Source organism: Ralstonia sp. 1B3 (assembly GCF_036631435.1).
Genome location: NZ_JAPNUG010000026.1, coordinates 18,396 through 42,045, shown reverse-complemented (window position 1 = coordinate 42,045; position 23,650 = coordinate 18,396). Strand labels below are relative to the sequence as shown.

The window sequence follows — 23,650 nt, the reverse complement described above, 5'->3', positions numbered from 1 at the left end:
AATTACGCGGGCTTCACACCATGCAGGCAGACCCAGCCGTCACGTGCACGCCACACCGTGAGCGGAATGGCCGACGCATAAGCGGCAGCCACTTCTTCGGCTTGGCGCTCAAGCACGCCAGAAAGGATCAGTCGGCCGCCCGGGCGCACGCGTGCGCAGAGCATGGCCGCCATTGGCTTGAGCGGGTTCGACAGGATGTTGGCGACGACGAGATCAAACGTGCCTTCCGGTGCGTCGTCGGGCAACGCAAACGCGGCTTCGACGTGGTTGCGCTCGGCGTTGTAGCGCGAGGCTTCGACCGCATTCGGATCGATGTCGACGCCGACGGTTTCTCCGGCGCCGAGCTTCTTGGCGACGATAGCCAGAATGCCCGAGCCGCAACCGTAGTCGAGCGTGCGCTCGCCGGGGTGCACGTGCTGCTCCAGCCATTCCATGCACAGGCGCGTTGTCGGGTGGCTGCCCGTGCCGAACGCGAGGCCTGGATCAATTCCAGCACCACGGCGTCGGGTTCCGGCGCATCGTGCCAGGACGGCACGACCCAGATGTGCTCACCAATATGGATGGGCTCGAACTGCGATTGCGTCACGCGCACCCAGTCCTGCTCTTCGACTTCGCGCACGGTGTACGCAGGCAGCGGCGAGAGGTTGATCTCGTTGGCTGCGGCTGCCACCAGCAATGCCGGATCGGCATCGTCGGCGAGCAGCGCAACCACGCGCGAGCGGTTCCACGCCAGCCGTGTCGGCTCATGGCCGGGCTCGCCAAAGAGCGGTTGCTCTTCAGGCGTGTCAGCATCGGCGTCTTCCACCGAGACCGACAGCGCGCCGAGATCAAACAGGGCTTCGGACAACGCTTCGGCGTCGTCGCGCGCCACTTCGAGCACGCATTCGCGGTACGTCACTTGCCGCCACCCTTGGCCACTTCCTGTTGCGCCAGACGGTGCTCCAGGTAGTGGATGTCGGTGCCGCCTTCAACGAAGTTGGCGTCGAGCATCAGGTCGCGGTGCAGCGGCACGTTGGTCTGGATGCCTTCCACCACCATTTCCGACAGGGCGATGCGCATGCGGGCAATCGCCTGCTCGCGCGTGGCGCCATATGTGATGACCTTGCCGATCATCGAGTCGTAGTTGGGCGGCACGAAGTAGCCGTTGTAGGCGTGCGAATCCACACGAACGCCCGGGCCACCCGGCACATGCCACGACGTGATGCGGCCCGGCGACGGCGTGAACTTGAACGGATCTTCCGCGTTGATGCGGCATTCGATGGCGTGGCCCTTGAGCACGATGTCCTTCTGGCGGAAGCGCAGCTTTTCGCCGGCCGCCACGCGGATCTGCTCCTGCACGATGTCGACGCCCGTGATCATCTCCGTCACCGGGTGTTCGACCTGCACGCGCGTGTTCATTTCGATGAAGTAGAACTCGCCGTTCTCGTACAGGAATTCGAACGTGCCGGCGCCGCGGTAGCCGATCTTCTTGCATGCCTCGGCGCAGCGGTCGCCAATGCGCTCGATCAGGCGGCGCGGAATGTGCGGTGCCGGCGCTTCCTCGATCACCTTCTGGTGGCGGCGCTGCATGGAGCAATCGCGCTCGCCCAGCCAGATGGCATTGCGGTGCTGGTCAGCCAGGACCTGGATCTCCACGTGGCGCGGATGCTCCAGGAACTTCTCCATATAGACTTCCGGATTGCCGAAGGCGCGGCCGGCTTCTTCGCGCGTCATGTTGACGGCATTGATCAGCGCGGCCTCGGTGTGCACCACGCGCATGCCACGGCCACCGCCGCCGCCAGCTGCCTTGATGATCACCGGATAGCCGACCTTCTTGGCCGTTGCCAGGATTTCCTTCGGGTCTTCCGACAGGGCGCCTTCCGAGCCCGGCACGCACGGCACGCCGGACTTGATCATCGCTTGCTTGGCCGAGACCTTGTCGCCCATCAGGCGGATCGATTCGGGCGTCGGGCCGATGAAGGTGAAGCCGGATTGCTCCACACGCTCGGCAAAGTCGGCGTTTTCCGACAGGAAGCCGTAGCCGGGGTGGATGGCCTGGGCGTCGGTCACCTCGGCGGCCGAGATGATGGCCGGCATGTTGAGGTACGACAGCGGCGACGGTGCGGGGCCGATACACACGGCTTCGTCGGCCAGCTTGACGTATTTGGCTTCCTTGTCCGCCTCGGAATAGACCACCACGGTCTTGATGCCGAGTTCGCGGCAGGCGCGCTGGATGCGAAGAGCGATCTCGCCGCGATTCGCGATCAGGATCTTGTCGAACATCGTGTTCTCGCTACAAAAGGAGAGGCGAGGGCGCTGTGGCCGGGCTGCGCTCAGTGGCAGCCCTGGTGCGCCGGCTCGCGCTCGGATGCGGCACGCTGTGCGCCGCACGATGAGGGGGCAGATGCCGGAGGATCAGCCGATCACGAACAGCGGCTGGCCGTATTCCACCGCCTGGCCGTTTTCGATCAGGATTTCCTTGATCACGCCGGCCTTGTCCGCTTCGATCTCGTTGAGCAGCTTCATCGCTTCGATGATGCAGATCGTCTGGCCTTCCTTGACGGTGTCGCCCACCTTGACGAACTCCGCTGCGCCCGGCGACGGCGAGCGATAGAACGTACCGACCATCGGCGACGTCACGATGTGGCCGGCCGGCAGGGCGGGCGACGCTGCTTCGGCGCCGACGGCGGCCGGCGCTGCTGCGGCGGGCGCGCTGACAGCCGGTGCGGCCTGCATCTGCATCGGCGCATATTGCATCGGGGCCGCCACTTGCGGCGCCGACTTGACGATGCGGACCTTGCCTTCGCCTTCGGTCACTTCGAGTTCCGAAATGCCCGATTCGGCCACCAGGTCGATCAGCGTTTTCAGCTTGCGCAAATCCATGAACGTTCTCCTGCAGCGTCGGCGGTCTGGGCGGTCGATGCGCGCGAATGGCTCTTCAGCGCATCGGTCAAAGGCGCTCCAGGCGCTGGCGTCGTTGCGTTGGTTAAGTGGTTGAAAATAAAGGAAGTAGACGGCTGATCAGCCGCCGTGTTGATCGATTGCGAAATCCAGCGCCGCCAGATAGCCGCGCCAGCCCAGTCCGCAAATCACGCCCACCGCCTGGTCTGCCAGATACGAGTGATGGCGGAACGGCTCACGACGATGCACGTTGGACAGATGGACTTCGATATACGGGATCACCACGCCGGCCAGCGCATCGCGCAGCGCCACGCTGGTGTGCGTGTAGGCGGCCGGATTGATGATGATGAATTCAACGCCTTCGCTCTTGGCAGCGTGGATGCGGTCCACCAGCGCGCCTTCATGGTTCGACTGGAAATGCGCCAGCGTCACACCGCGCGCAGTGGCGCGTTCAACCAAGGCAGCATTGATGTCGGCGAGCGTGGTTGCACCGTAGACTTCCGGCTCGCGCGTCCCCAGCAAATTGAGGTTCGGGCCGTGCAGTACGAGCACGTTGCGAAGCGCTTTGGCGATGGGTTTATCAGCCACGGTTTGGACCGGTTGAGCGAAGTTGGGCGCAATTTACAGCAACTTAGAATGCTTTGTCTAGTTTTTGCTGAAAAACTCTCAACAAATCGGTGTTTTCACCGATCTTGTGCGTCACCTCTACGCTTTTGCCGAAGAAGGGGGAGTTACGTGCACATGAACGTCATATGACGTTTTTCCATATTCACGTGCGCTGCAGGGCTTCTCGCAGTTCGTCGGCATGCACTCGGCCCATCTTCCGGAAAGTGATCTCGCCTTGTGAATTAAGGATCACAGTAAACGGAAGTCCGCCCACCTCGTTGCCGAACTGCCGGCCCAGTTCCGTCCGCCAAAACCCGCCACGGCGACGGGGTATGTGACGTGAACCTTACTCAGGAACGTCTGGATATTGGCGGCTGAGTCAATGCCGATGCCGACGAACTTCGCCTTGGACTTCTGTTCCTGCGCCAGCGCAGACAGCTCCGGCATTTCCTCCACGCAAGGACCGCACCACGGTGCCCAGAAATTGATCACTACCGGCTGGCCGCGAAACGCTGCCAGATCCAGCGGCGCGCCATTGGCGTCCGAGAGCTTGCTGCCGTAGAACGCGGCGACGGCATTGTCGGCTGGCGTCTTGGGCGCGGTAGCGCGATGCCCGAAATAGACGCCCGCGGCCGCAGCAACGAGGCCTGCGATCAACAAAGCGGTCAAAGTGGTACGGCGCGACATGGTTCTGCGGTGGTCTCTATATAGACAGAGGCGGAGCGTGCGGGATTGTACTCCTGTCGGCGGATCACCCCTGCGACAGGAGGGCACGCACCGCCGCCGCGTCGCCGCGTTGGGTCTTGCCGGTGGCGTCCGCGCGGCGCGCGCCGCGCACATCGTTCATGTCATATAGGGCGATATGGACGCCGACCGGCGTGCCCGTTTCAGCGCGCAGCTCACGCGCCAGGTCGCGGGATTCGGGCCCGGCCGGCCACTGGCCGCGCCACAGGAAGCTGAGCGTTTCCACCTCGTCGCAGCCGGCGAAGTGAGCGCTCTCTGTTGTATCGAAATCCACGCCCGCATTGAGCAGGAAGATCGCCACATCCTTCGGGCTGTCGCAGAAGACTTGCAGGTGGATGTCGGAATGCTCGCTGGCGGTGCCGTTAAAGACCGCGCCAGCAAGGTACGGGTTATGGACTGCCAGCCCTTCCATCAGCAGCAGGGCGATACGGCGCAGCAACGCCAGCACGCGCGGCTGCGATTCTGCCTGGAACAGCGCCTGGTATTCGCGGACTTCCGTTTCGACCTGTTCGTTGTCCGGTAGCCATTCGCCGGGCGTGCGCGATTCCGTGCCGAGCACCTGGCGGGCCGCCTTGCGCTTGGCCGTGGCGTAGTCGGCGCCGTCTTCCGCGATCATGCGGGCGGCGGTGATGGCGATTTCCTCCCGCACGCGGGCGGGGTCGAGGTGGGGCGTTTGGACATGGCTCTATTTTACTGAAGCGCGCGGACCCGCCTGAAGCCGCAGGTACAATGCGGCGCTACGAAGTTGAGATGGCACCCATGCATATCCACATCCTTGGAATCTGCGGCACCTTCATGGGCGGGATTGCCCTGATCGCCCGTCAGGCCGGTCACCGCGTCACTGGCTGCGACGCCAACGTCTACCCGCCGATGAGCACCCAGCTTGAGGCTCAGGGCATCGAACTGATTGAAGGATTCGACCCGGAACAGCTGTCCATCGGCGCCGATCTTTACGTAGTCGGCAACGTGATCTCCCGTGGCAATCCGTTGATGGAAGCCATCCTGGATCGCAATCTGCCTTACATTTCCGGCCCGCAATGGCTGGGCGACAACGTACTGCGCCAGAAATGGGTGCTCGCCGTGGCCGGCACGCACGGCAAGACGACCACCACGTCGATGCTCGCGTGGATTCTGCAGGACGCCGGCTACAACCCGGGCTTTCTGGTCGGTGGCGTGCCGCGCAACTTCGGCTTGTCCGCACGGCTGACGGAATCCGACTTCTTCGTCATCGAGGCCGACGAGTACGATACGGCCTTCTTTGACAAGCGCAGCAAGTTTGTTCATTACCGCCCTCGCACGGCCATCTTGAACAATCTGGAGTTCGATCACGCCGACATCTTCCTGATCTGGCCGCGATTGAAACCCAGTTCCACCACTTGGTGCGTACCGTGCCCGGCCAGGGGCGGCTGCTCGTCAATGGTCGCGAAGACAGTCTCACCCGCGTACTTGAGCGCGGATGCTGGTCGGAAGTCGAGCGGTTCGGCGCAGAAGACGGCGAGGGCTGGAAAATCGCCAATCTGGGCGAGGACGATAGCTTTGACGTTGTGTTTAACGGGCAAGCGCAGGGTCGCGTCCGCTGGGCACTGCAGGGCGACCACAACCGTATGAACGCCGTCGCCGCCATCGCCGCTGCACGCCACGTCGGTGTGCCGGCCGCACAAGCCATTGAAAGCCTGACCCGTTTCGAAAATGTGAAACGCCGGATGGAAGTGCGCGGCACGGTCAACGGCGTCACGGTCTACGACGATTTCGCTCATCACCCCACGGCCATTCGCACCACGATCGAAGGCCTGCGCCGTCGCGTCGGCAACGGCCGCATTCTGGCCGTGCTGGAGCCGCGTTCCAACACCATGAAGCTCGGTGTGATGAAGCAAGCGCTTCCTAAGAGTCTGTCCGGCGCGGATCAAGTCTTCGCTTACGGCGCCGCCAGCGCCGCGACGCCATCGGCTGGGACTTGGCTGGCGCGTTGGCGCCTTTGGGCGCGCGTGCAAACACGTTCTCAGACCTGACGGCTTTGGTGGGCGCTGTCACCGCTGCGGCCGCCCCGGCGACCATGTGCTGGTCGCGAGCAATGGGGGCTTTGGGGGCGTCCATCAAAAGCTGCTTGACGCACTCGCAGAACAGGCCAACGCGCCCAACTGAGTCGATATGCCGGCATCCATCGTCTATCTGCACAGTTCCGTTCGTCGCCGCGCTCGTTCAAGGCGCAGTTGCTGGGCAAGCGGATGGCTTCGGTCGGGCTGGCGGACCGGTACGTCTGCCCGGCATTGCCCGTCTCGCCGCGCGAGGCGATGGCGGAAACCGAGGCGCTGATTGCCGAGTTGAGCGCGCGTGACGGCGCGCAACCGGTGCTCATGGCTCCTCGCGCTTTTATGCGACCTGGCTGGCGGAGCGCCGCGGGCTCCGCGCGGCGATGCTCAATCCGGCCACCCGCCCGGAGCGGGATCTCGCCAAATATGTCGGGGAACAGCCGCTGTGGCATGGCGGCGGCACCATCCGCGTCGAGCCGCACCATCTGGACGAGCTGCGCGCGCTCGCCGTGCCTGCTATCACGCAGCCCGAGCGTTATTACCTGCTCGCAACGACGGGTGACGAGGTGCTCGACTACCGCGAAATGCTCGCTCATTTCCCGGGGGCGGCCACGCGCGTCATCGACGGCAGCGACCATGGCATCAGCGATTTTGCGCAGTACATGGACGAAGTGCTCGTCTTTTGCGGTATTCCTGCTCAGTTGCTGGCCGCACATCCCTTCGGCGCGGCATGACCGATTCACCGTCGTATCCGCGCAGCCTGTGGCGCAGCGCGCTGCCCCCGGCTGTCGTTTATGACCGGCATTGGGCACGTTGGGCCCTGGGTGCAGACTCGCTGACAGCACGTCTTCGTGCGGCATCGTCGCGCTTTCGCGTCCAATTGCTCGGCCAGGAGCGCGCGATGCCGCTACGAGACGAGTGGCGTTGCCTTGGCATGTCGCGTGCCGCAAAGACGCTCGTCCGCGAAGTTTTGCTGATTTGCGACGAGATTCCCGTGGTGTATGCCCACCATCGTCCATCCGCGCAGCGTGGCGCTCGACTGGCCGTTCCTGAAAGCGCTTGGGACGCAGCCGCTGGGGCATTCTCTGTTTGCCGATCCGCGTGTGCAGCGCGGGGACTTCGAATTCGCCTTGCTGGACGCGCGCCACCCGCTGGTGCGCCGCGCGCACGACGCGCTGGGCGATGCGCCTGTCTCGGGCACGTCACGGCTACCGGCCCGCCGGTCGGTGTTCCGGCGCGGTGCAAGCGCGATGCTGGTGACGGAGGTTTTCCTGCCCGCGCTGGCAGGTTTCCACCCGCTGCGCTAAGCGTATTTTCGCGGGCCGGGCGGCGGGCCAGTGCGGTATCATCGCCCCCAACTTTTGATCGCCGCGCGTGACGTTGTAACGTCGGGCGGCGCAGCCATCCACCTCATTCAAAGTGACGCTCGCTCGTGCGAGTGCCGCAATCCATACAAATCCATGCAGTTGCTGTTTGAAGAAGGCGGCGAGATCCGCGCGGGCACCGTCTTGTCCCAACAAGGCGAGGCCTATCAGGTCGAGTTGCCGAGCGCCAAGCGCACCAAGGTCAAGTCGCGCGACGTGTTGCTGCAATTCGCGCAGCCGTCCGCCGGCGAGTTGTCGCAGGCCGCCCAGGCGCTGTCGGCAGAGATCGACCTGGATTTCCTCTGGGAATGCGCTTCGGCCGAAGAATTCGGCTTTACCGATCTGGCCGGTGAATATTTTGGCGCCGGCGCCAATGCCACGCAGCAGGCCGCGCTGGCCATCGCGCTGCATGGTTCGCCGATCTACTTCCGCCGCAAGGGCCGCGGCCGCTATCAGCGCGCGCCCGAAGACCAACTGAAGGCCGCGCTTGCAGGTTTGGAGCGCAAGAAGCAGCAAGCCGCCCTGCAGGCCGAATACGAAGCCGAGCTGAGAGCGATGCGCCTGCCCGAGGCCTTCCGCGGCAAGACGCTGCAGCTGCTGTTCAAGCCGGACAAGAACAGCCTCGAATACAAGGCGCTCGATGCGGCGTGCACCGCGCTGGGCCTGTCGCCGATGCGCCTGATGGTGGCGGTCGGCGGCATCGCCAACGCCCGCGCGCTGCACGAGGCCCGCTTCCTCTCGGAGTGCTTCCCGAAGGGCACCGGCTTCCCGGACGTGACCGTGCCGGAACCGGCGATGGAGCTGCCGGCGGCCGATGTGCGCGCGTTCTCCATCGACGACGTGACCACCACGGAAATCGATGACGCCATCTCCGTCACGCCCATTGATGACGCCACCGTGCGCATCGGCATCCATATTGCCGCGCCGGGCTTCGGCATCCAGCGTAGCGACCCGTTGGACGTGATTGCCCGTCAGCGTTTGTCGACCGTGTATTTCCCCGGCGACAAGATCACGATGCTGCCGGAGTCGGTGGTCGATCGTTACACGCTGCAGGAAGGGCGCGCGTGCCCAGCGCTGTCGCTGTATGTGACGGTCGACCGCGCCACGTGGGCGGTCACCGCCAGTGAGACGCGCTGCGAATCGGTGACCGTGGCGGCCAACCTGCGCCACAACCTGCTCGACGATGTGATCACCGCCGACGCGCTCGCCGATGGCTCGGGCGACTATCCGTTCAAGGCTGAACTGGCGGTGCTGTGGCCCTTTGTGTGCGCCTTGTATGACGGCCGTCAGCAGGCCCGCATCGCCAGCGGCCTGAAGCCGGAGGGCGCGCAGAAGGGCGATTACTCGTTCTACATCGATCCCATTCCCGAGGCGGAAGGCGGTGGCGAGCGCGTGCGGATCGAACAGCGCAAACGCGGCTCGCCGCTGGACAAGATCGTGGCCGAGCTGATGATCCTGGCCAACAGCACGTGGGGCCGCATGCTTGCCGACGCCGGGGTGCCCGGCATCTATCGCACGCAGAAAGCGTGGGGTATGCATCGCACGCGCATGCAGACGTATCCGGCGCCGCACGAAGGCTTGGGTGTAGCGCAGTACGCGTGGAGCACCTCGCCGCTGCGTCGCTATGTCGATCTGGTCAACCAATGGCAGATCGCAGCGGTGGCGCAGCACGGCGTGACGGCCAAGCTGATCGCGCCGTTCAAGCCCAAAGATGCCGACCTGCTCGCCGCCGTGGCCGACTTCGAAGCCACTTACGCCGCTTACGCCGACCACCAGTCCACCATGGAGCGCTACTGGTGCCTGCGCTGGCTCAAGCAGGAGAACCGCACGCGCATGCAGGCCGTGGTGCTCAAGGAAGGCGCCGTGCGTTTCGCCGACATTCCGCTGGTGACGAAGGTGCCCGAGCTGGCGCAAACGGCGCGCGGCACGCATGTCGTGCTCGATATCCTGGAGACCGATGAGATCAGCCTGGAAGTGTCGTGCCGCGTGGTCGAGATTCTCGCCCCGGCTGCGGACGCCCAAGCTGAAGCCGAAGCCATTGAAGCAGAACTGGCCGAGGCAGAGACAGAAGCTGAGGTGCCGGCTGAACCACAACCCGCCGCCGATGGGGAAGAGGCTCGTGCAGAAGCCGACGCTGCTGTGGCGCCGCCGCCGCAGGACGGCGAGAGCGGTGGAACGCCCGCCGCCGCCTAACTACAATCGCAGTCTGACCTTCATTCTTCGCGCACCGACCAGGAATACCCCATGGCCGCCCTCGCAAACCGTCCGGACTGGTCCGGCAGCAGCACGCTCACCAAGGCACTGGTCGTGTCGCTGGCCGTGCATGTTCTGCTCTTGTTCGTACGCGTCGTGGCTCCGGAGGCGTTCGATATCAAGCGCGAAGATCCGGGCCTCGATGTGGTGCTGGTCAACGCCAAGTCGTCGACAGCCCCGTCCAAGGCGACGGCCGTGGCGCAGGTCAACCTGAACGGCGGCGGCGAATACGACCAGCAGCGCGCCACCACGCCGCTGCCCGCCGACACCAATGAGCAGACCGGCGACGCCATCAAGCTCACGCAGCGCCGCGTCGAATATCTCGAGCAGGAGCAGCGCCGCCTGCTTACGCAATCGACCGAGCGTGCGCCGCTGGTCAACGATCGTCAGGTCAAGCCCGGCGAGCGCCCGCAGCCGTCGCCCACCAACGGCACCGACGATCGCACCACGCAAGACGAAATCGCCCGCCTGCAAGCCGAGATCGACCGCAACCTCGAAAACTACGCCAAGCGCCCGCGCCGTAATGTGCTGACGGCCGCCAGCGCGCGCCAAGTCGATTACGCCCGCTACTACGATGCCGTGCGCCGCAAGATCGAAGCCCGCGGCACCGCAAACTTTCCCAGTCAGAACGGCCGCCCGCTGTACGGCGAACTGATCGTCGTGATCAGCATCAACCGCGAAGGGCAGCTCGGCTACAACCAGGACGGCTACAAGATCGAAGGCATCGAGATCGCCAAAAGCTCAGGCAACCCCGCGCTGGATCGCCAGGCTGTAGCCATCGTGCGTTCGTCTTCACCGTTTGGCGCCTTCCCGGCCGAGATGCGCAAGCGCGTCGACATCCAGGATGTGGTTGCCACGTTCAAGTTCACCCGTGCAGGCCTGGAAACCCACCTGCAGACTCGCTGATTTCGTCGTCCATGCCGTCGTCGTTTCAAGAGGCCATCCTCGCCGCTGCGAGCGCCCCGCCCACAGATCGTTATGGCGTGATCGGCAACCCGATCGCGCACAGCAAGTCGCCCATCATCCACGCCGCGTTTGCGCAGCAGGCGGGGCAGCTCATCCGCTACGACCGCATCTACGCCGAGCTGATCGCGTTTGACGAAACCGTGATGACCTTCGTGCGCGAAGGCGGGCGCGGGCTCAACGTGACCGTGCCGTTCAAGCTCGATGCATATGCCATGTCGACGTCGTTGTCGCTGCGGGCGGAATCGGCCGGCGCGGTCAACACGCTCAAGTTCGATGGCGAAGAGATTTTTGGCGACAACACCGACGGCGTCGGCCTGATGCGCGACATCACCCACAACATCGGCAACTCGTTTGAAGGCGAACGCGTGCTGCTGCTGGGCGCGGGCGGCGCGGCGCGTGGTGTGCTGCTGCCGCTGCTCGAACACAAGCCCGCGCGCGTGTTCATTGCCAACCGCACGGCCGATCGCGCCAACAAGCTGGTCGAGCGCTTCGAGGTCTCGGCCAAGCTGCACGAGGTCGAACTCGTGGGCGGCGGCTATGACGAGCTTGCGGCAGACGACGTGTTCGACGTCATCATCAACGCCACGGCGAGCAGCTTGCAGGCCGAAGTGCCGCCGATTCCGACCACCGTGTTCGGCCCCAACGCGCTGGCCTACGACATGATGTACGGCCAGCGGCCGACGGTATTCATGGAGTTTGCCCGGCGCAACGGGGCGCGCGCGTGGGACGGCCTGGGCATGCTGGTGGAGCAGGCGGCGGAATCGTTCTTCGTCTGGCGCGACGTGCGCCCGGACACGCTCGGTGCTGCTCGCCATGCGCGAAGGGCTGCAGGGCGAAGCCGCAGTCGCGGCACGCGCGCCCCGCTGAACCTGGAGCGCAGCCCTGCGATGATGCGTTGGTTCGGCTACGTGATCGGCTGCTTCGTTGCGGGCGTGGTCGCGCTCAACCTGTACTTCTTCGCTGCCATCGCGAGCTGGCAGGTGTTCGATCCGTCGTCCACCAGCTTCATGCGTGCCGAGCGCATGCGCCTGTGCGGCGCCAATGTCTTCACCTGCAAGATCGACCACCGCTGGGTCAATTACGACCAGGTCTCGCGCAACCTCAAACGCGCGGTCATCGCCAGCGAAGACGCCGACTTCGTCTCGCACAGCGGCTGGGAAGTCGACGCCATGCTCGACGCGTGGGAGAAGAACAAACGGCGCGGCCACGTGGTCGCGGGCGGTTCGACCATCACGCAGCAACTGGCCAAGAACCTGTTCCTCTCGGGCGAACGCCACTACCTGCGCAAGGGCGAAGAACTGGTCATCACGTGGATGCTCGAGTTCTGGCTCGACAAGGAACGTATTCTCGAAATCTATCTGAACTCGGTGGAATGGGGCGAGGGCGTGTTCGGCGCGGAAGCGGCGGCGCAGCATTACTTCAAACGCCCGGCCTCGCAACTGACGGTCGGCCAGGCTGCGCGCCTGGCTGCGGCGCTGCCGGCACCGAAGTGCTTCGACAAGAAGAGCTATTGCGCCAACGTGCACGTGAACTTCACGCGCAAGGCCACCGTGATCGCCAACCGCATGGGCTCGGCCACGCTGCCGGATTGACCTGGCGCAGGGCTACTTCAACCAGCCCTTACGGCGGAAGTACACCAGCGGAATCGCCGCCGACACCACCATCATCACGATCGCATATGGGTAGCCTTGAGCCCAGTCCAGCTCCGGCATGACCTTGAAGTTCATGCCGTAGATCGAGGCGATCAGCGTGGGCGGCATCAGCGCCACCGACACCACCGAGAACAGCTTGATGATCTTGTTCTGGTTGATGTTGATGAAGCCGACCGTGGCATCCATCAGGAAGTTGACCTTGTCCGACAGGAACGCCGTGTGGTTCTCGATGGAATCGATGTCACGCAGCACCTGGCGCGCTTCGTCCTGCTGATCGGCCGAGAGCAACTGGCTGCGCAGCAGGAACGACACGGCGCGGCGCGTATCCATCACGTTGCGGCGGATCCGGCCGTTCAAGTCTTCCACGCGCGCGATGATCTCCAGCACGTCGGCGGCGGCGGCATCGGTCACCTCATCGGCCAGTACGCGCTTGCTGGCATCTTCGAGGCGTTCGTAGACTTCTTCGATGGAGTCGGCCGAATATTCAGCGTCGGTGGCGTACAGATCCATCAACACGTCTTTGGCGTTGCGCACCGAGCCTGGGCGAAGCCGCGCACGCATGCGAACCAGGCGGAACGCGGGAGGTCTTCGTCGTGGATGGAGAAGAGCACATCCTTGGTCAGCACGAAGGCGACGCGCACGTTGCGGGAGGTCGTTTCTTCGTCGAGCAGGAAATCGGTGCGGATGTGGATGTGGCCGTCTTCGCCTTCGAAGTAGCGGGCGGAGGCTTCCAGGTCCCCCAATTGCTCCAGCTCGGGCAGGACGACGCCGTAGGCTTCCTTGATCAAGCCAGTTCTTCGTCGTCGGGGTCGATCACGTCGATCCAGATCGGCTTGTGCTGCAGCAGTTCGCTGCGTTCTTCGACCTGTTCCTGCGCGAGACGGCCTTTTTGCACGACGAACAGGTTGATCATGGGGTGTTTCCTTGAAGCAGGCGTTGAACGGGCAGCGAAAAATCGCGCCGAGTGTAGCCTAAAGAAGCGACGGGTTCAGCCACAAACGGCGGCTCGGCGCGCACGCGTGGGGCCGACGCCACGTCCGGAAGATGCCGCAACCGGGCCGCCCGACGGGTAAAATGCAGGCAAGTCATGCGGCCATCCGGCCGCCTTCACATTCCCGACACCATGCGATTTACCGAACAACTCGCTGCCGCCTGGCAACGCAACAACTCCCTGCTGTGCGTTGGCCTCGATCCTGACCCGGCACGCCTGCCGGCATCGCTGACCGGCACGGGCGGAGCAATCTTCTCGTTCTGCCGCGCCATTGTGGACGCCACCGCCGATCTGGTCTGCGCCTTCAAGCCGCAGATCGCCTACTTCGCCTCGCAGCGCGCCGAAGACCAGCTCGAACAGCTCATCAACTACATCCACGAAGCCTATCCGGGCATCCCCGTCATTCTCGACGCCAAGCGCGGCGATATCGGCTCGACCGCCGAGCACTACGCCAAGGAAGCCTTCGAGCGCTACCAGGCTGATGCCATCACCGTCAGCCCGTACATGGGTTTCGACTCGATGCAGCCGTATCTGGCGCATGCCGACAAGGGCGTCATCGTGCTGTGCCGCACCTCCAACGCCGGCGGCAGCGATGTGCAGTTCCTCGAAACTGACGGCCGCCCCGTCTACCAGGTCGTGGCGGAACGTGCGCGCGACGTGTGGAACACCAGCGGCCAGATGGGCCTGGTGGTGGGCGCGACGTTCCCGGAAGAGATTGCCAAGGTGCGGGAGATTGTCGGCGACATGCCGCTGCTGATTCCGGGCGTCGGCGCCCAGGGCGGCGACATCGAAGCCACGGTGCGCGCCGGCCGCACGGCTGACGGCACGGGCATGATGATCAACTCGTCGCGGGCGATTCTCTACGCCAGCACCGACAGTGATTTCGCTGATGCGGCCCGCCGCGTGGCCGAGACCACGCGCAACCAGATCAACCAGTTCCGCAACTGATCGGCGCTGTCGGTCCGGTTGCGGCGATGAGGACATCATGACCACGCACCGCACCGCCCCGCCGCCGGCACGCATCGGGAAGAGACGGGTAAGGATCCGGACCGCAAGCTCGAGAAAGAGCGCGACGACACCCACCAGCACGAGACGACGCGCCGCGATCATGATCGCGACCGTCGCCACGAGCACGACCACGAGCACCAGCCGGAACACGATCACGGAGATCGTCGCCGGCCGGATCATCCAGCGAAATCTAGATCAGGACTCTGCTGGTCGAGGAAGTCGAGCAGGCCGCGCAGTGCGTGCTCGGCGGCCTGCAGGCGGACCTGCTTGCGGTCGCCCTTGAAGTGGCGCGTTTCCACGCGGGTTTGCAGGCGGTTGCTCCAGCCAAAGCAGACCATGCCGACGGGCTTGTCGGGCGTGCCACCGGTCGGGCCCGCGACGCCGGTAATCGCCACCGCCACCTGCGCGCGGCTGTTGAGCACCGCGCCTTCGGCCATGGCGTGCGCCACGGGTTCGCTCACGGCCCCATGTTCGCGGATCAGCGCCGCCGGCACGCCCAACATCTGCGATTTCGCTTCGTTGGAATAGACGACGAAGCCGCGCTCGAACCACGCGGACGACCCCGATACGTCGGTAATGGCGGCGGACACCAACCCGCCTGTGCACGATTCGGCGGACGCCATCATCAGGCTGCGCTTGTTCAGCGTGTCAGCAACGAGTTCGGCCAGTTGGGCCAGCGCGCGGGATTCAGCCATTGCGGTACCTTTGAAGCTTCGGTCGTCAAACGTCAAAACGAGCGCCACAGCGCGAACACGAGCAGCGTGTAGAACGCCGCCAGAATGTCGTCGACCATCACGCCGTAGCCGCCGCGCACGCCAAAGCCTTTGAGCGAGCGGTCGTAGTAGCGAATGGGCGCTGGCTTGACCATGTCGAAGAAGCGGAACCACAGGAACGCGGCGAATTGCCCGCCCAGCGTGGTTGGCGTGACGAAGGCCAGCACGATCCAAAACGCCACCATTTCGTCCCACACCATGGCGCCGTGGTCTGCCACGCCCAGGTCGCGCGCGGTGCGGGTGCATGCCCAGATGCCGATCACGAAGCCGACCGCCGCGATCAGCAGCCAAGTCGGCCCCGAGATCCACCGAGCAAACACAACGTAGATCAGCCACGCGTACAGGGTGCCGACCGTGCCCGGCAGGATGGGAGAGAGGCCCGAGCCGAAGCCAAGCGCGAGGATCCGCGCCGGATGACCGAACATGAAGCGCGCCGTGGGGCGGCGTACCTGCGGTCTGGCCCGCTTCGAGCACGACAGTGTCAGGCTGGCCCGGCGGATTGGATGGCGGGAAGGGAGCGGAAGACATCATGAGGCGGAAGAAAAATGGTCGAAGCTGCCGTGCGTGAAGATAATCGGCGCGCCTTTGGCATCGATGAGTCGCAAGCCGGTTTCGCCGTCGATGCGGCCGATGCGCGTCACGGCCACACCCGCACGCTTGCCGGCGGCGATCACAGCGTCGCGCGCATCGGCAGGCGCAGTGAAGCAAAGTTCGTAGTCGTCGCCGCCGGCCAGCGTGCACTGCAGCTGAAGCGCCTGCGACTGCGCGGCGAGGGTCGCCGAGCGCGGGACATCGTCCACCGCGATCGTCGCTCCGACGCGCGATTGCGCGAGGATGTGGCCAAGATCGCCCAACAAGCCGTCAGATACATCGAGCGCCGCCCGGGCGATACGCGCAACGCCAGGCCGAGTGCGACACGCGGCGTGGGCATGTCCATGCGCGGCTGCACCTGTGCGAGGGCTTCCGGCGTGAGCGGCCACTCGTTACGCAATGCGCCCAGTGCCAGTCGCGCGTCGCCGACGGTACCCGAAACCCAGATGTCATCGCCGGGGCCGGCGGCGTCGCGACGTAGTGCCGTAGCGGCGGGAACGTCGCCGAAGACGGTCAGGCTGAGGGTGAGCGGCCCCCGTGTAGTGTCGCCGCCGATCAGTTCGCAGCGAAACGCATCGGCCAAGGCGAGCAAGCCTTCGGAAAACGGTTTGAGCCACGCCGCATCGGCCTGGGGCAATGCCACGGCGAGCGTAAAGGCGCGGGGCTCGGCGCCCATCGCTGCCAGGTCAGAGAGGTTGACAGCGAGCGCCTTATGGCCAAGTGCGCGCGGCTCCGCATGTGGAAAGAAGTGACGGCCGGCGACCAGCATGTCGGTGGAGATCGCCAATTCGTGCCCCGGGCGCGGCGCAAGCAGGGCGCAGTCGTCGCCCACGCCCAACGTCGCTTTCGAGGTCGGCCGCGTGAAATAACGGCGGATCAGACCAAATTCGGACAGATTGTCCGCCGGATCGCCGAAGTTGGAGGGGTGGACGGGTTTAGACACGGCAGCGGCGATGGAAGAATATGGGGCAAGCCCGATGGTGCCGTGACAGGACGGTGGAATATTGTAGCGAATGCGCATGGCACTCCCACCCAAAATCCCGTTGTGAGATCGCTTTTCACTATATAAAATGACGGGCCCAAGGAGGCGGACCGTATTCCCGTGGCGCTCGTGAGGGTATCCCGGTGGCCCGCTAGATGCGACGGCCGGCGTGCGCGCTGGCCACCCGATACGAGAGACCCATGACCACGGTGGATTCCCAGCCTCAGCAGCCCGCCCGCACGGATGAAGAACTCAAGGCGCAGCAGCGCGCCGCCTTGCGCAAGGCCGCGCTGGAGTACCACGAGTTTCCGACCCCGGGCAAGATTTCCGTCACGCCGACCAAGCCGCTGTCGAACCAGCGCGACTTGGCCCTGGCGTATTCGCCCGGCGTTGCCGCCGCCTGCGAAGAGATCGTCGAAGACGTTGCGAACTCGTTCCGCTACACCGCACGCGGCAACCTCGTCGGCGTGGTGACCAACGGCACGGCGGTGCTCGGCCTTGGCGACATCGGCCCGGAAGCCTCGAAGCCGGTCATGGAAGGCAAGGCAGGCCTCTTCAAGAAATTTGCCGGTATCGATGTGTTTGACATCGAGATCAACGAAAAAGACCCCCAGAAGCTGGTCGATATCATCGCCTCGCTGGAGCCGACCTTCGGCGGCATCAACCTGGAAGACATCAAGGCGCCGGAGTGCTTCTTCGTCGAGCGCGAACTGCGCAAGCGCATGAAGATTCCCGTCTTCCACGATGACCAGCACGGCACCGCCATCGTCGTGGGCGCAGGCATCACAAACGCACTGAAGGTCGTCGGCAAGGACATCAAGAAGGTCAAGCTGGTGGCTTCGGGCGCGGGCGCTGCGGCGCTGGCCTGCCTCGACCTGCTGGTCGATCTGGGCCTGCCGCGCGAAAACATCTGGGTGACGGACCTGGCGGGCGTTGTCTACGAAGGCCGTACCGAACTGATGGATCCGGACAAGGCGCACTTCGCACAGAAGACCGATCTGCGTACGCTGGCCGAAGTCATCGACGGCGCCGACATTTTCCTGGGGCTGTCCGCCGCCGGCGTGCTTAAGCAGGACATGGTCAAGCGCATGGCCGACAAGCCGATCATCTTCGCGCTGGCCAACCCGAACCCGGAAATCCTGCCGGAGCTGGCCAAGGAAGTGCGCCCCGACGTCATCATGGGCACCGGCCGCACGGACTACCCGAACCAGGTCAACAACGTCCTGTGCTTCCCGTTCATCTTCCGCGGGGCGCTGGACGTGGGCGCGACCACCATCACGCGTGAGATGGAAGTTGCCGCCGTGCACGCGGTGGCAGAACTGGCCCGCCAGGAGCAAAGCGACATCGTGGCTTCCGCCTACGGCATCCAGGATCTGTCGTTCGGCCCCGAATACCTGATTCCGAAGCCCTTCGACCCGCGCCTGATCGTCAAGATCGCGCCGGCCGTGGCGCAAGCGGCCATGCTCTCGGGCGTGGCGCAGCGTCCGATCGAAGACATGGACGCCTACCGCCAGCATCTGCAGCAGTTCGTCTACCACTCCGGCACGCTGATGAAGCCGATCTTCTCGGCCGCCCGCAAGGTGCCGATGGAGAACAAGCGCATCGTCTTTGCCGAGGGTGAAGAAGAGCGCGTCCTCCGTGCCGTGCAGATCGTCGTGGACGAAAAGCTCGCCAGCCCGATCCTGATCGGCCGCCCGAGCGTGATCGCCCATCGCATCGAGCGTTTCGGCCTGCGCCTGCGCGAGGGCGTGGATTTCACCGTGGTGAACCCCGAACACGACCAGCGCTTCCGCGACTACTGGGAGACGTACTACAAGCTGATGGCGCGCAAGGGCGTGACGCCGCAATACGCGAAGCTCGAATTGCGCCGCCGTTCGACGCTGATCGGCGCTGTCATGATCCACAAGGGCGAAGCCGACGGCATGATTTGCGGTACGGTCAGCAACACCGCCGCCCACCTGCGCTATATCGACCAGGTCATTGGCGGCACGAACTGCGTGTACGCCGCCATGAACGGCCTGGTTCTGCCAGGGCGCCAGATCTTCCTCACGGACACACACGTCAACGTCGATCCGACCGCGGAGCAGCTCGCCGAGATCACCATCATGGCTGCCGAGGAACTGTGCCGCTTTGGCATCAAGCCGAAAGTTGCGCTGATGTCGCACTCCAACTTCGGCTCCTCGGAAGCGCCTTCCGCCGTCAAGATGCGCGAAACTTTGGCCATTCTGCGCGAACGTGCGCCGACCCTGGAGGTGGATGGCGAGATGCACGGCGATGCGGCGCTCGACGAAAAGCTCCGCGACTCGCTGGTGCCGGATTCGACCCTGAAGGGCGAAGCGAACCTGTTGGTCATGCCCAACATCGACGCTGCCAACATCGCCTACAACCTGCTGAAGACGGCGGCTGGCAACAACATCGCCATCGGCCCGATCCTGCTGGGCGCGAAGAAGCCGGTGCATATCCTCACGCCGTCGGCTACCGTGCGACGCATCCTTAACATGACGGCTCTGACCGTGGTGGATGCTGCTGCACAGGCGCAACGCTGATCGCCCTGCACCAGAAAAGGGAGCGCACGATGCTGCGCTCCCTTTTTGCTCTGTAAGTGTGCGTGCGCTTACATTCAAACAAACTCAATATTGATGTGGAAAAACCCTTCAGACTTTTACCGTCGGTTGATTGTTGTCATCGATGAGCGTACCCTTACGGGCTGAAGGGGTGCTTCTGAGCACATGAGGTCCGAACAGGGCCAGACGGGTTCAAAAAGCGGTTTTCCGTACACACGTCTAGCCGGTTTGCCTTATTTGGTGCGCGCAATGGGTAGGTTTTTGCAGGCGGAAGGATTCCCCAAGTCTTCGGCAGTCGCCCGACTTGTCATTCCCTGCCAGGCCTCTCACGCATTGAGCCGCTTCGCTTTCAGCTGCAAATCGGCTGTCCGGATCGTTATTGGGCGGCCGCCTGCGCTTGTGACCTGCGCCGTGCTCCGGCTGGCGCGATTCTCCCGTTAGGGCCTGCTGATGACAAAGCGACTTGGGGCGTGGATCGGCCGCTCCGTATCTCAGGCGATGGCGCGTGGCGCGCTGGCGGCAACGCTTGCGTTGTCGGTGGCGGCCGGTTTGCCGGCCAATGCAGTCGCCCGGGACACATCCGGCATGACTGCCGCCGTGGGAACCATTCGTGCGGCAGACCTGCCCAATGAGGCGCAGCGCACGCTGGCACTGATCGAGCAGGGCGGTCCGTTCCCCTATGCGAAAGATGGCACCACGTTCGGCAACTATGAACGACGTTTGCCTGCGCAACGGCGTGGCTATTACCACGAGTACACCGTGAAGACGCGAGGGGCTCGCAACCGCGGCGCCCGACGCATCATCTGCGGCGGCGATCAGCAAGCGGCCAACGACTGCTACTACACGGAAGATCACTACAACAGTTTTCAACGGATACAGCGATGACGACCAACATGTTTGGGCTGGACGACTCGCTCACCGCACGCGATGAGCGCGTGGCCCGCGAGGCGTGGCACAAGGCGCAAAATCTGTACGACGGTGTGGTCGGGATGCAAGCCCTGGGCGCACGCGTCGGGGGCGGCCAAGTTGCCTCAAAGCGCACCGCAGAACATCATGACGCAGGACAACACTCAGACGGACGACGATGGAGGTCGCGAAGACGCCATGAACCTGTTCAAGACGGTGCGTCCGAATATCGTGCAGTCGATCCGCGCGTTCCGCGTGGCGGATCTGGCCGAGTCGGCGGCCAGCCTCGGCCAGCATTTCCTGTACGCCAACTGTGCGGCGGCGACGACCAAGAGTGAAGTGCTCGACGTGATTGCGCGCGAGTTTCTGTTCCCGAAGCATTTCGGCAAGAACTTCGATGCCCTGGCCGACTGCCTGACCGACATGATCTACAAGGCCGGCCCGCAACCGGGTTTTGTGATCGTGCTCGAGGGTCTGCCGTGCCAGCCGAAGTTCGACAAGGAAGCGCGTGAAGTGCTGCTGGACGTGTTCCGCGACGCGGCCGAATTCTGGGCCGAGCGCAAGGTTCAGTTCCGCGTGTTCTATTCGTTCGCTTGAAGGTGCTCCGGCGCCGATCATCGATCATCGGCCTTGGAATGAAAAAGCCCGCACATGCGGGCTTTTTTGTTGCCGTGTAAAAGTCGAGTGGCGTGTCAGCTTGCCCGCTTGTTGCGGCGAATCCGGTCAAACCACACCGCCAACAGCAGAATGCCGCCGCGGATCAGGTACTGATAGAACGTCGGCACGTTCATCAGGCTCATTGCGTTCTGCACCGACCCCATGATCAGAACGCCGACCAGCACACCCGACACGGTCGCCACCCCGCCCGTGAGCGACACCCCGCCCAGCACGCAGGCCGAGATCACGCCCAGCTCAAGCCCGACGGACGTTTTCGGATCGCCCAGACTCATGCGCGAGGCCAGCATCACCCCGGCAAAGCCGGTTACCAGCCCTTGCAGGACGAACACGGCGATTTTGATGCGTGTGACAGGCAGGCCAGCAAGCAGCGCGGCTTCTTCGTTGCCGCCGACGGCAAGGACGTTCTTGCCGAACACCGTCTTCTTGAGCAGGAAGCCGAACAAGGCGAAACCAACGATGTTGCTCCAGATGGGGTAGGAAATGCCGAGGAAGGATCCGCCGCCCAGGTCGAAGAAGCTCTTCGGAAATCATCACCGCGTCGCCGTTGGAGGTGATGAAGGCGAGGCCGCGCACGACTTCCATCATGGCCAGCGTGACGATCAGCGAGTTGATCTGGTAGCGCGCCACCAGCACGCCGTTGACGAGCCCGACCAGGCCGCCCGCCAGCACGCCGGCTCCGACACCAAGCGCCACGCTGTGCGTTGCGGTGATGAGTGTCGATGCCACCACGCCCGCGAAGGCGACGATGGAGGCGACGGACAAGTCCACCTCGCCGAGTGCGAGGACGAACATCATCGTGACGGAAATGGAGCCGATCAGGGTGACGGAGAGCAGCAGGCCCTGGATGTTGCGACTGCTGACGAAGCCCGGCACCGTGAACGCCAGCGCGGTGAACAGCAGGAGGAACACCACGACGATGCCCGATCGGTTGACCAGCTCCCACGTGAGGGCGGCGCGGCTTGGAATGCCGGAGGCGGCCAACGGAGGGCCGCCCGGCACGGATTCGGTGGATGGCGTTTGCATTGGGTCGGTTTCCATGAGGGCGTGATTCGCGCTAGCGTGGCAGCGCGAGTTTGATGAGGGTGTCGGGCGACGCGTGCTCTCTGGGCAGATCGCCGACGATGCGGCCTTGCTTCATCACGAGCACCCGGTCGGCCACGCCGATGACTTCCGCCAGATCGCTCGACACGACGATGACGGTGCGCCCCGCCTCGGCCAGGCCGTAGAGCAGGCTGTAGATTTCGCTGCGGGCGCCGACGTCGATGCCGCGTGTGGGCTCGTCCATCAGGAAGACGTCGATGTCTTCGGCCAGCCAGCGCGAGAGAATCACCTTCTGCTGGTTGCCGCCCGACAGCTTGCCGATCGGCGTTTCGCCGTTGCGCGTCTTGATGGCGAGCTTGTCGATGAACGACTGGGTGGTCCGCGCTTCCTGCCGGTTGTTGAGCACGCTGAAGCGGCTGAAGTGGCGCCGGCAACTGATGTTCAGATTGTCCGAGACCGAGGCGATGGCAACGATGCCTTCCTGCTTGCGGTCTTCCGGGCAGAGCGCAACCCCCGCGCGCACCGCATCGCGCGGCGTGTTGAACTGGACACGCTTGCCGTTCAGGCGAATCTCGCCTGCTGTGGGTTTGACTGCGCCGTAGAGCAGCTTCATCAGCTCCGAGCGCCCCGCGCCCACCAGCCCGAAGAAGCCGACGATTTCTCCTGCATGTGCCCGGAACGAGGCGGGTTCGCTCAAGCCGGGCCCCATCAGGCCGCGCACGTCGACCTTCACCTCGCCGAGCGGGCGCGGCTTGTAGCCGTACACGTCCTGAATTGAGCGGCCGACCATGCAGCGGATCAGCCGCTCGCGGTCGAGGTTCGCGCCGGCGTTGAACGTGTCGATGTGCCGGCCGTCGCGGAACACGGTCACGCGATCGCACAGTTCGTACACCTCTTCCATGCGATGCGTGACGTAGATGACTGCGCGGCCCTCGGCCTTGAGCGCGCGAATGATGCGGAACAACTGTGTCGTCTCGCGCGAGGAGAGCGAACTCGTGGGTTCATCGAAGGCGATCACGCGTGCGTCGCGCATCAGCGCCTTGCCGATTTCGATCATCTGGCGCTGGCCGATCGACAGATGCTTGACGGGCTGCGCCGGATCGAGCTTCTCCCCAGCCGTTCGAGTTCGCGCAGCGCGCGGGCGATCAGCGTCTTCTCGTCGAGCACGCCAAAGCGGTTGGGCAGCGCACCGAGCATCAGGTTTTCCGCCACCGTCAGTTCAGGTACGAGGTGCAGTTCCTGATAGATGATCGCGATGCCCGCCGCAATGGCTGCACGCGTGTTCGTGAACTGCTGCGGCACGCCGTCGAGCGACAGCGTGCCGTCCTCCGGCTGGTTGACGCCCGACAGCACCTTGAGCAGCGTCGACTTGCCCGCGCCGTTTTCGCCCATCAGGCCGTGCACCTCGCCGCGGCGGATGTCGAGCGAGACGTGGTCGAGCGCCAGCACGCCAGGAAAGCGCACGGTGATGCCGTCGAGCTTCAGATAGGCGCCAGCGGAAGCGTCCGGCGGGCCGCTCTCATCAAGTGATTGGACTGTCATCGATTGCCTTTTTTCGCTGGCCTTGGCGCTGAACCGGTTCACGATCCGTAGCGAGCGGCCCGAGGTTGGCCTGAGAAGC

General features: G+C 64.3%; 11 protein-coding genes and 12 pseudogenes. 11 read left to right on the top strand and 12 right to left on the bottom strand.

Annotated features, from left to right (window positions below):
- Positions 1-2: 2 nt before the first annotated feature.
- The 6 genes and pseudogenes from prmA to OWR21_RS07270 form a co-directional block, all read right to left on the bottom strand.
- Positions 3-898 (bottom strand): annotated as a pseudogene (gene prmA / locus OWR21_RS07295) (50S ribosomal protein L11 methyltransferase).
- Entirely contained in the window at positions 895-2,262 is a 1,368-nt protein-coding gene (gene accC / locus OWR21_RS07290; protein WP_147214582.1) for an acetyl-CoA carboxylase biotin carboxylase subunit, read from the bottom strand. The pseudogene prmA and the gene accC overlap by 4 nt, the downstream one beginning before the upstream one ends.
- Before the next feature lie 132 nt (positions 2,263-2,394).
- Positions 2,395-2,862, bottom strand: a complete 468-nt coding sequence (accB, locus tag OWR21_RS07285) for an acetyl-CoA carboxylase biotin carboxyl carrier protein (protein WP_332394888.1) — start codon at positions 2,860-2,862, stop codon at positions 2,395-2,397.
- A 138-nt stretch (positions 2,863-3,000) separates the two neighbouring features.
- Positions 3,001-3,468: a type II 3-dehydroquinate dehydratase gene (gene aroQ, locus OWR21_RS07280; protein ID WP_147214580.1), complete on the bottom strand. Its 468-nt coding sequence runs from the start codon at positions 3,466-3,468 to the stop codon at positions 3,001-3,003.
- Between the two features lie 181 nt (positions 3,469-3,649).
- A pseudogene (locus OWR21_RS07275) lies at positions 3,650-4,173 on the bottom strand (TlpA family protein disulfide reductase).
- Between the two features lie 64 nt (positions 4,174-4,237).
- On the bottom strand, positions 4,238-4,846 hold the full coding sequence (locus OWR21_RS07270) for a UDP-N-acetylmuramate--alanine ligase (RefSeq protein ID WP_332394908.1): 609 nt from the start codon (positions 4,844-4,846) through the stop codon (positions 4,238-4,240).
- A 143-nt stretch (positions 4,847-4,989) separates the two neighbouring features.
- Here OWR21_RS07270 and mpl point away from each other — a divergent pair.
- From mpl to mtgA, 7 genes and pseudogenes are all read left to right on the top strand, one after another.
- Positions 4,990-6,372 (top strand): annotated as a pseudogene (gene mpl / locus OWR21_RS07265) (UDP-N-acetylmuramate:L-alanyl-gamma-D-glutamyl-meso-diaminopimelate ligase).
- Between the two features lie 6 nt (positions 6,373-6,378).
- Positions 6,379-6,994 (top strand): annotated as a pseudogene (locus tag OWR21_RS07260) (YqiA/YcfP family alpha/beta fold hydrolase).
- Positions 6,991-7,567: pseudogene (locus OWR21_RS07255) on the top strand (chorismate--pyruvate lyase family protein). Before OWR21_RS07260 ends, OWR21_RS07255 begins: the two co-directional pseudogenes overlap by 4 nt.
- A 153-nt stretch (positions 7,568-7,720) precedes the next feature.
- Positions 7,721-9,817: a ribonuclease catalytic domain-containing protein gene (locus OWR21_RS07250; RefSeq protein ID WP_332394887.1), complete on the top strand. Its 2,097-nt coding sequence runs from the start codon at positions 7,721-7,723 to the stop codon at positions 9,815-9,817.
- 51 nt (positions 9,818-9,868) lie between these two features.
- Complete coding sequence (locus OWR21_RS07245) at positions 9,869-10,783, top strand: energy transducer TonB family protein (RefSeq protein WP_147214573.1); 915 nt, start codon at positions 9,869-9,871, stop codon at positions 10,781-10,783.
- 11 nt (positions 10,784-10,794) lie between these two features.
- Positions 10,795-11,710: pseudogene (gene aroE, locus OWR21_RS07240) on the top strand (shikimate dehydrogenase).
- A 20-nt stretch (positions 11,711-11,730) separates the two neighbouring features.
- Positions 11,731-12,435 (top strand): monofunctional biosynthetic peptidoglycan transglycosylase, encoded by a 705-nt coding sequence (gene mtgA / locus OWR21_RS07235; protein ID WP_332394886.1) that lies wholly within the window; start codon positions 11,731-11,733, stop codon positions 12,433-12,435.
- A gap of 12 nt (positions 12,436-12,447) precedes the next feature.
- Here mtgA and corA read toward each other — a convergent pair.
- Positions 12,448-13,408, bottom strand: a pseudogene (gene corA, locus OWR21_RS07230) (magnesium/cobalt transporter CorA).
- 210 nt (positions 13,409-13,618) lie between these two features.
- On the opposite strand from corA, the gene pyrF reads away from it, so the two are divergent.
- Positions 13,619-14,434: an orotidine-5'-phosphate decarboxylase gene (gene pyrF, locus OWR21_RS07225; RefSeq protein ID WP_316899992.1), complete on the top strand. Its 816-nt coding sequence runs from the start codon at positions 13,619-13,621 to the stop codon at positions 14,432-14,434.
- Positions 14,435-14,670: 236 nt separating this feature from the next.
- On the opposite strand, the gene OWR21_RS07220 is transcribed toward pyrF, so the two are convergent.
- The 3 genes and pseudogenes from OWR21_RS07220 to thiL all read right to left on the bottom strand — a co-directional run bounded on the left by OWR21_RS07220 (position 14,671) and on the right by thiL (position 16,879).
- A complete protein-coding gene (locus OWR21_RS07220) occupies positions 14,671-15,189 on the bottom strand; it encodes a CinA family protein (RefSeq protein ID WP_332394885.1) in 519 nt (172 codons plus the stop codon).
- 32 nt (positions 15,190-15,221) lie between these two features.
- A pseudogene (locus OWR21_RS07215) lies at positions 15,222-15,798 on the bottom strand (phosphatidylglycerophosphatase A family protein).
- Positions 15,795-16,879, bottom strand: a pseudogene (thiL, locus tag OWR21_RS07210) (thiamine-phosphate kinase). Before thiL ends, OWR21_RS07215 begins: the two co-directional pseudogenes overlap by 4 nt.
- A gap of 161 nt (positions 16,880-17,040) precedes the next feature.
- Between thiL and OWR21_RS07205 the strand changes: the two are divergent.
- The 3 genes and pseudogenes from OWR21_RS07205 (at position 17,041) to OWR21_RS07195 (ending at position 20,907) form a co-directional block, all read left to right on the top strand.
- Positions 17,041-19,386: an NADP-dependent malic enzyme gene (locus OWR21_RS07205; protein WP_147214566.1), complete on the top strand. Its 2,346-nt coding sequence runs from the start codon at positions 17,041-17,043 to the stop codon at positions 19,384-19,386.
- Between the two features lie 468 nt (positions 19,387-19,854).
- Positions 19,855-20,289: a ribonuclease gene (locus tag OWR21_RS07200; RefSeq protein WP_332394884.1), complete on the top strand. Its 435-nt coding sequence runs from the start codon at positions 19,855-19,857 to the stop codon at positions 20,287-20,289.
- A pseudogene (locus OWR21_RS07195) lies at positions 20,286-20,907 on the top strand (barstar family protein). The gene OWR21_RS07200 and the pseudogene OWR21_RS07195 overlap by 4 nt, the downstream one beginning before the upstream one ends.
- A 95-nt stretch (positions 20,908-21,002) precedes the next feature.
- Here the strand turns inward: OWR21_RS07195 and araH are convergent.
- Both araH and araG read right to left on the bottom strand, forming a co-directional pair.
- Positions 21,003-22,011, bottom strand: a pseudogene (gene araH, locus OWR21_RS07190) (L-arabinose ABC transporter permease AraH).
- A 31-nt stretch (positions 22,012-22,042) separates the two neighbouring features.
- Positions 22,043-23,571, bottom strand: a pseudogene (gene araG / locus OWR21_RS07185) (L-arabinose ABC transporter ATP-binding protein AraG).
- Positions 23,572-23,650: the final 79 nt, after the last annotated feature.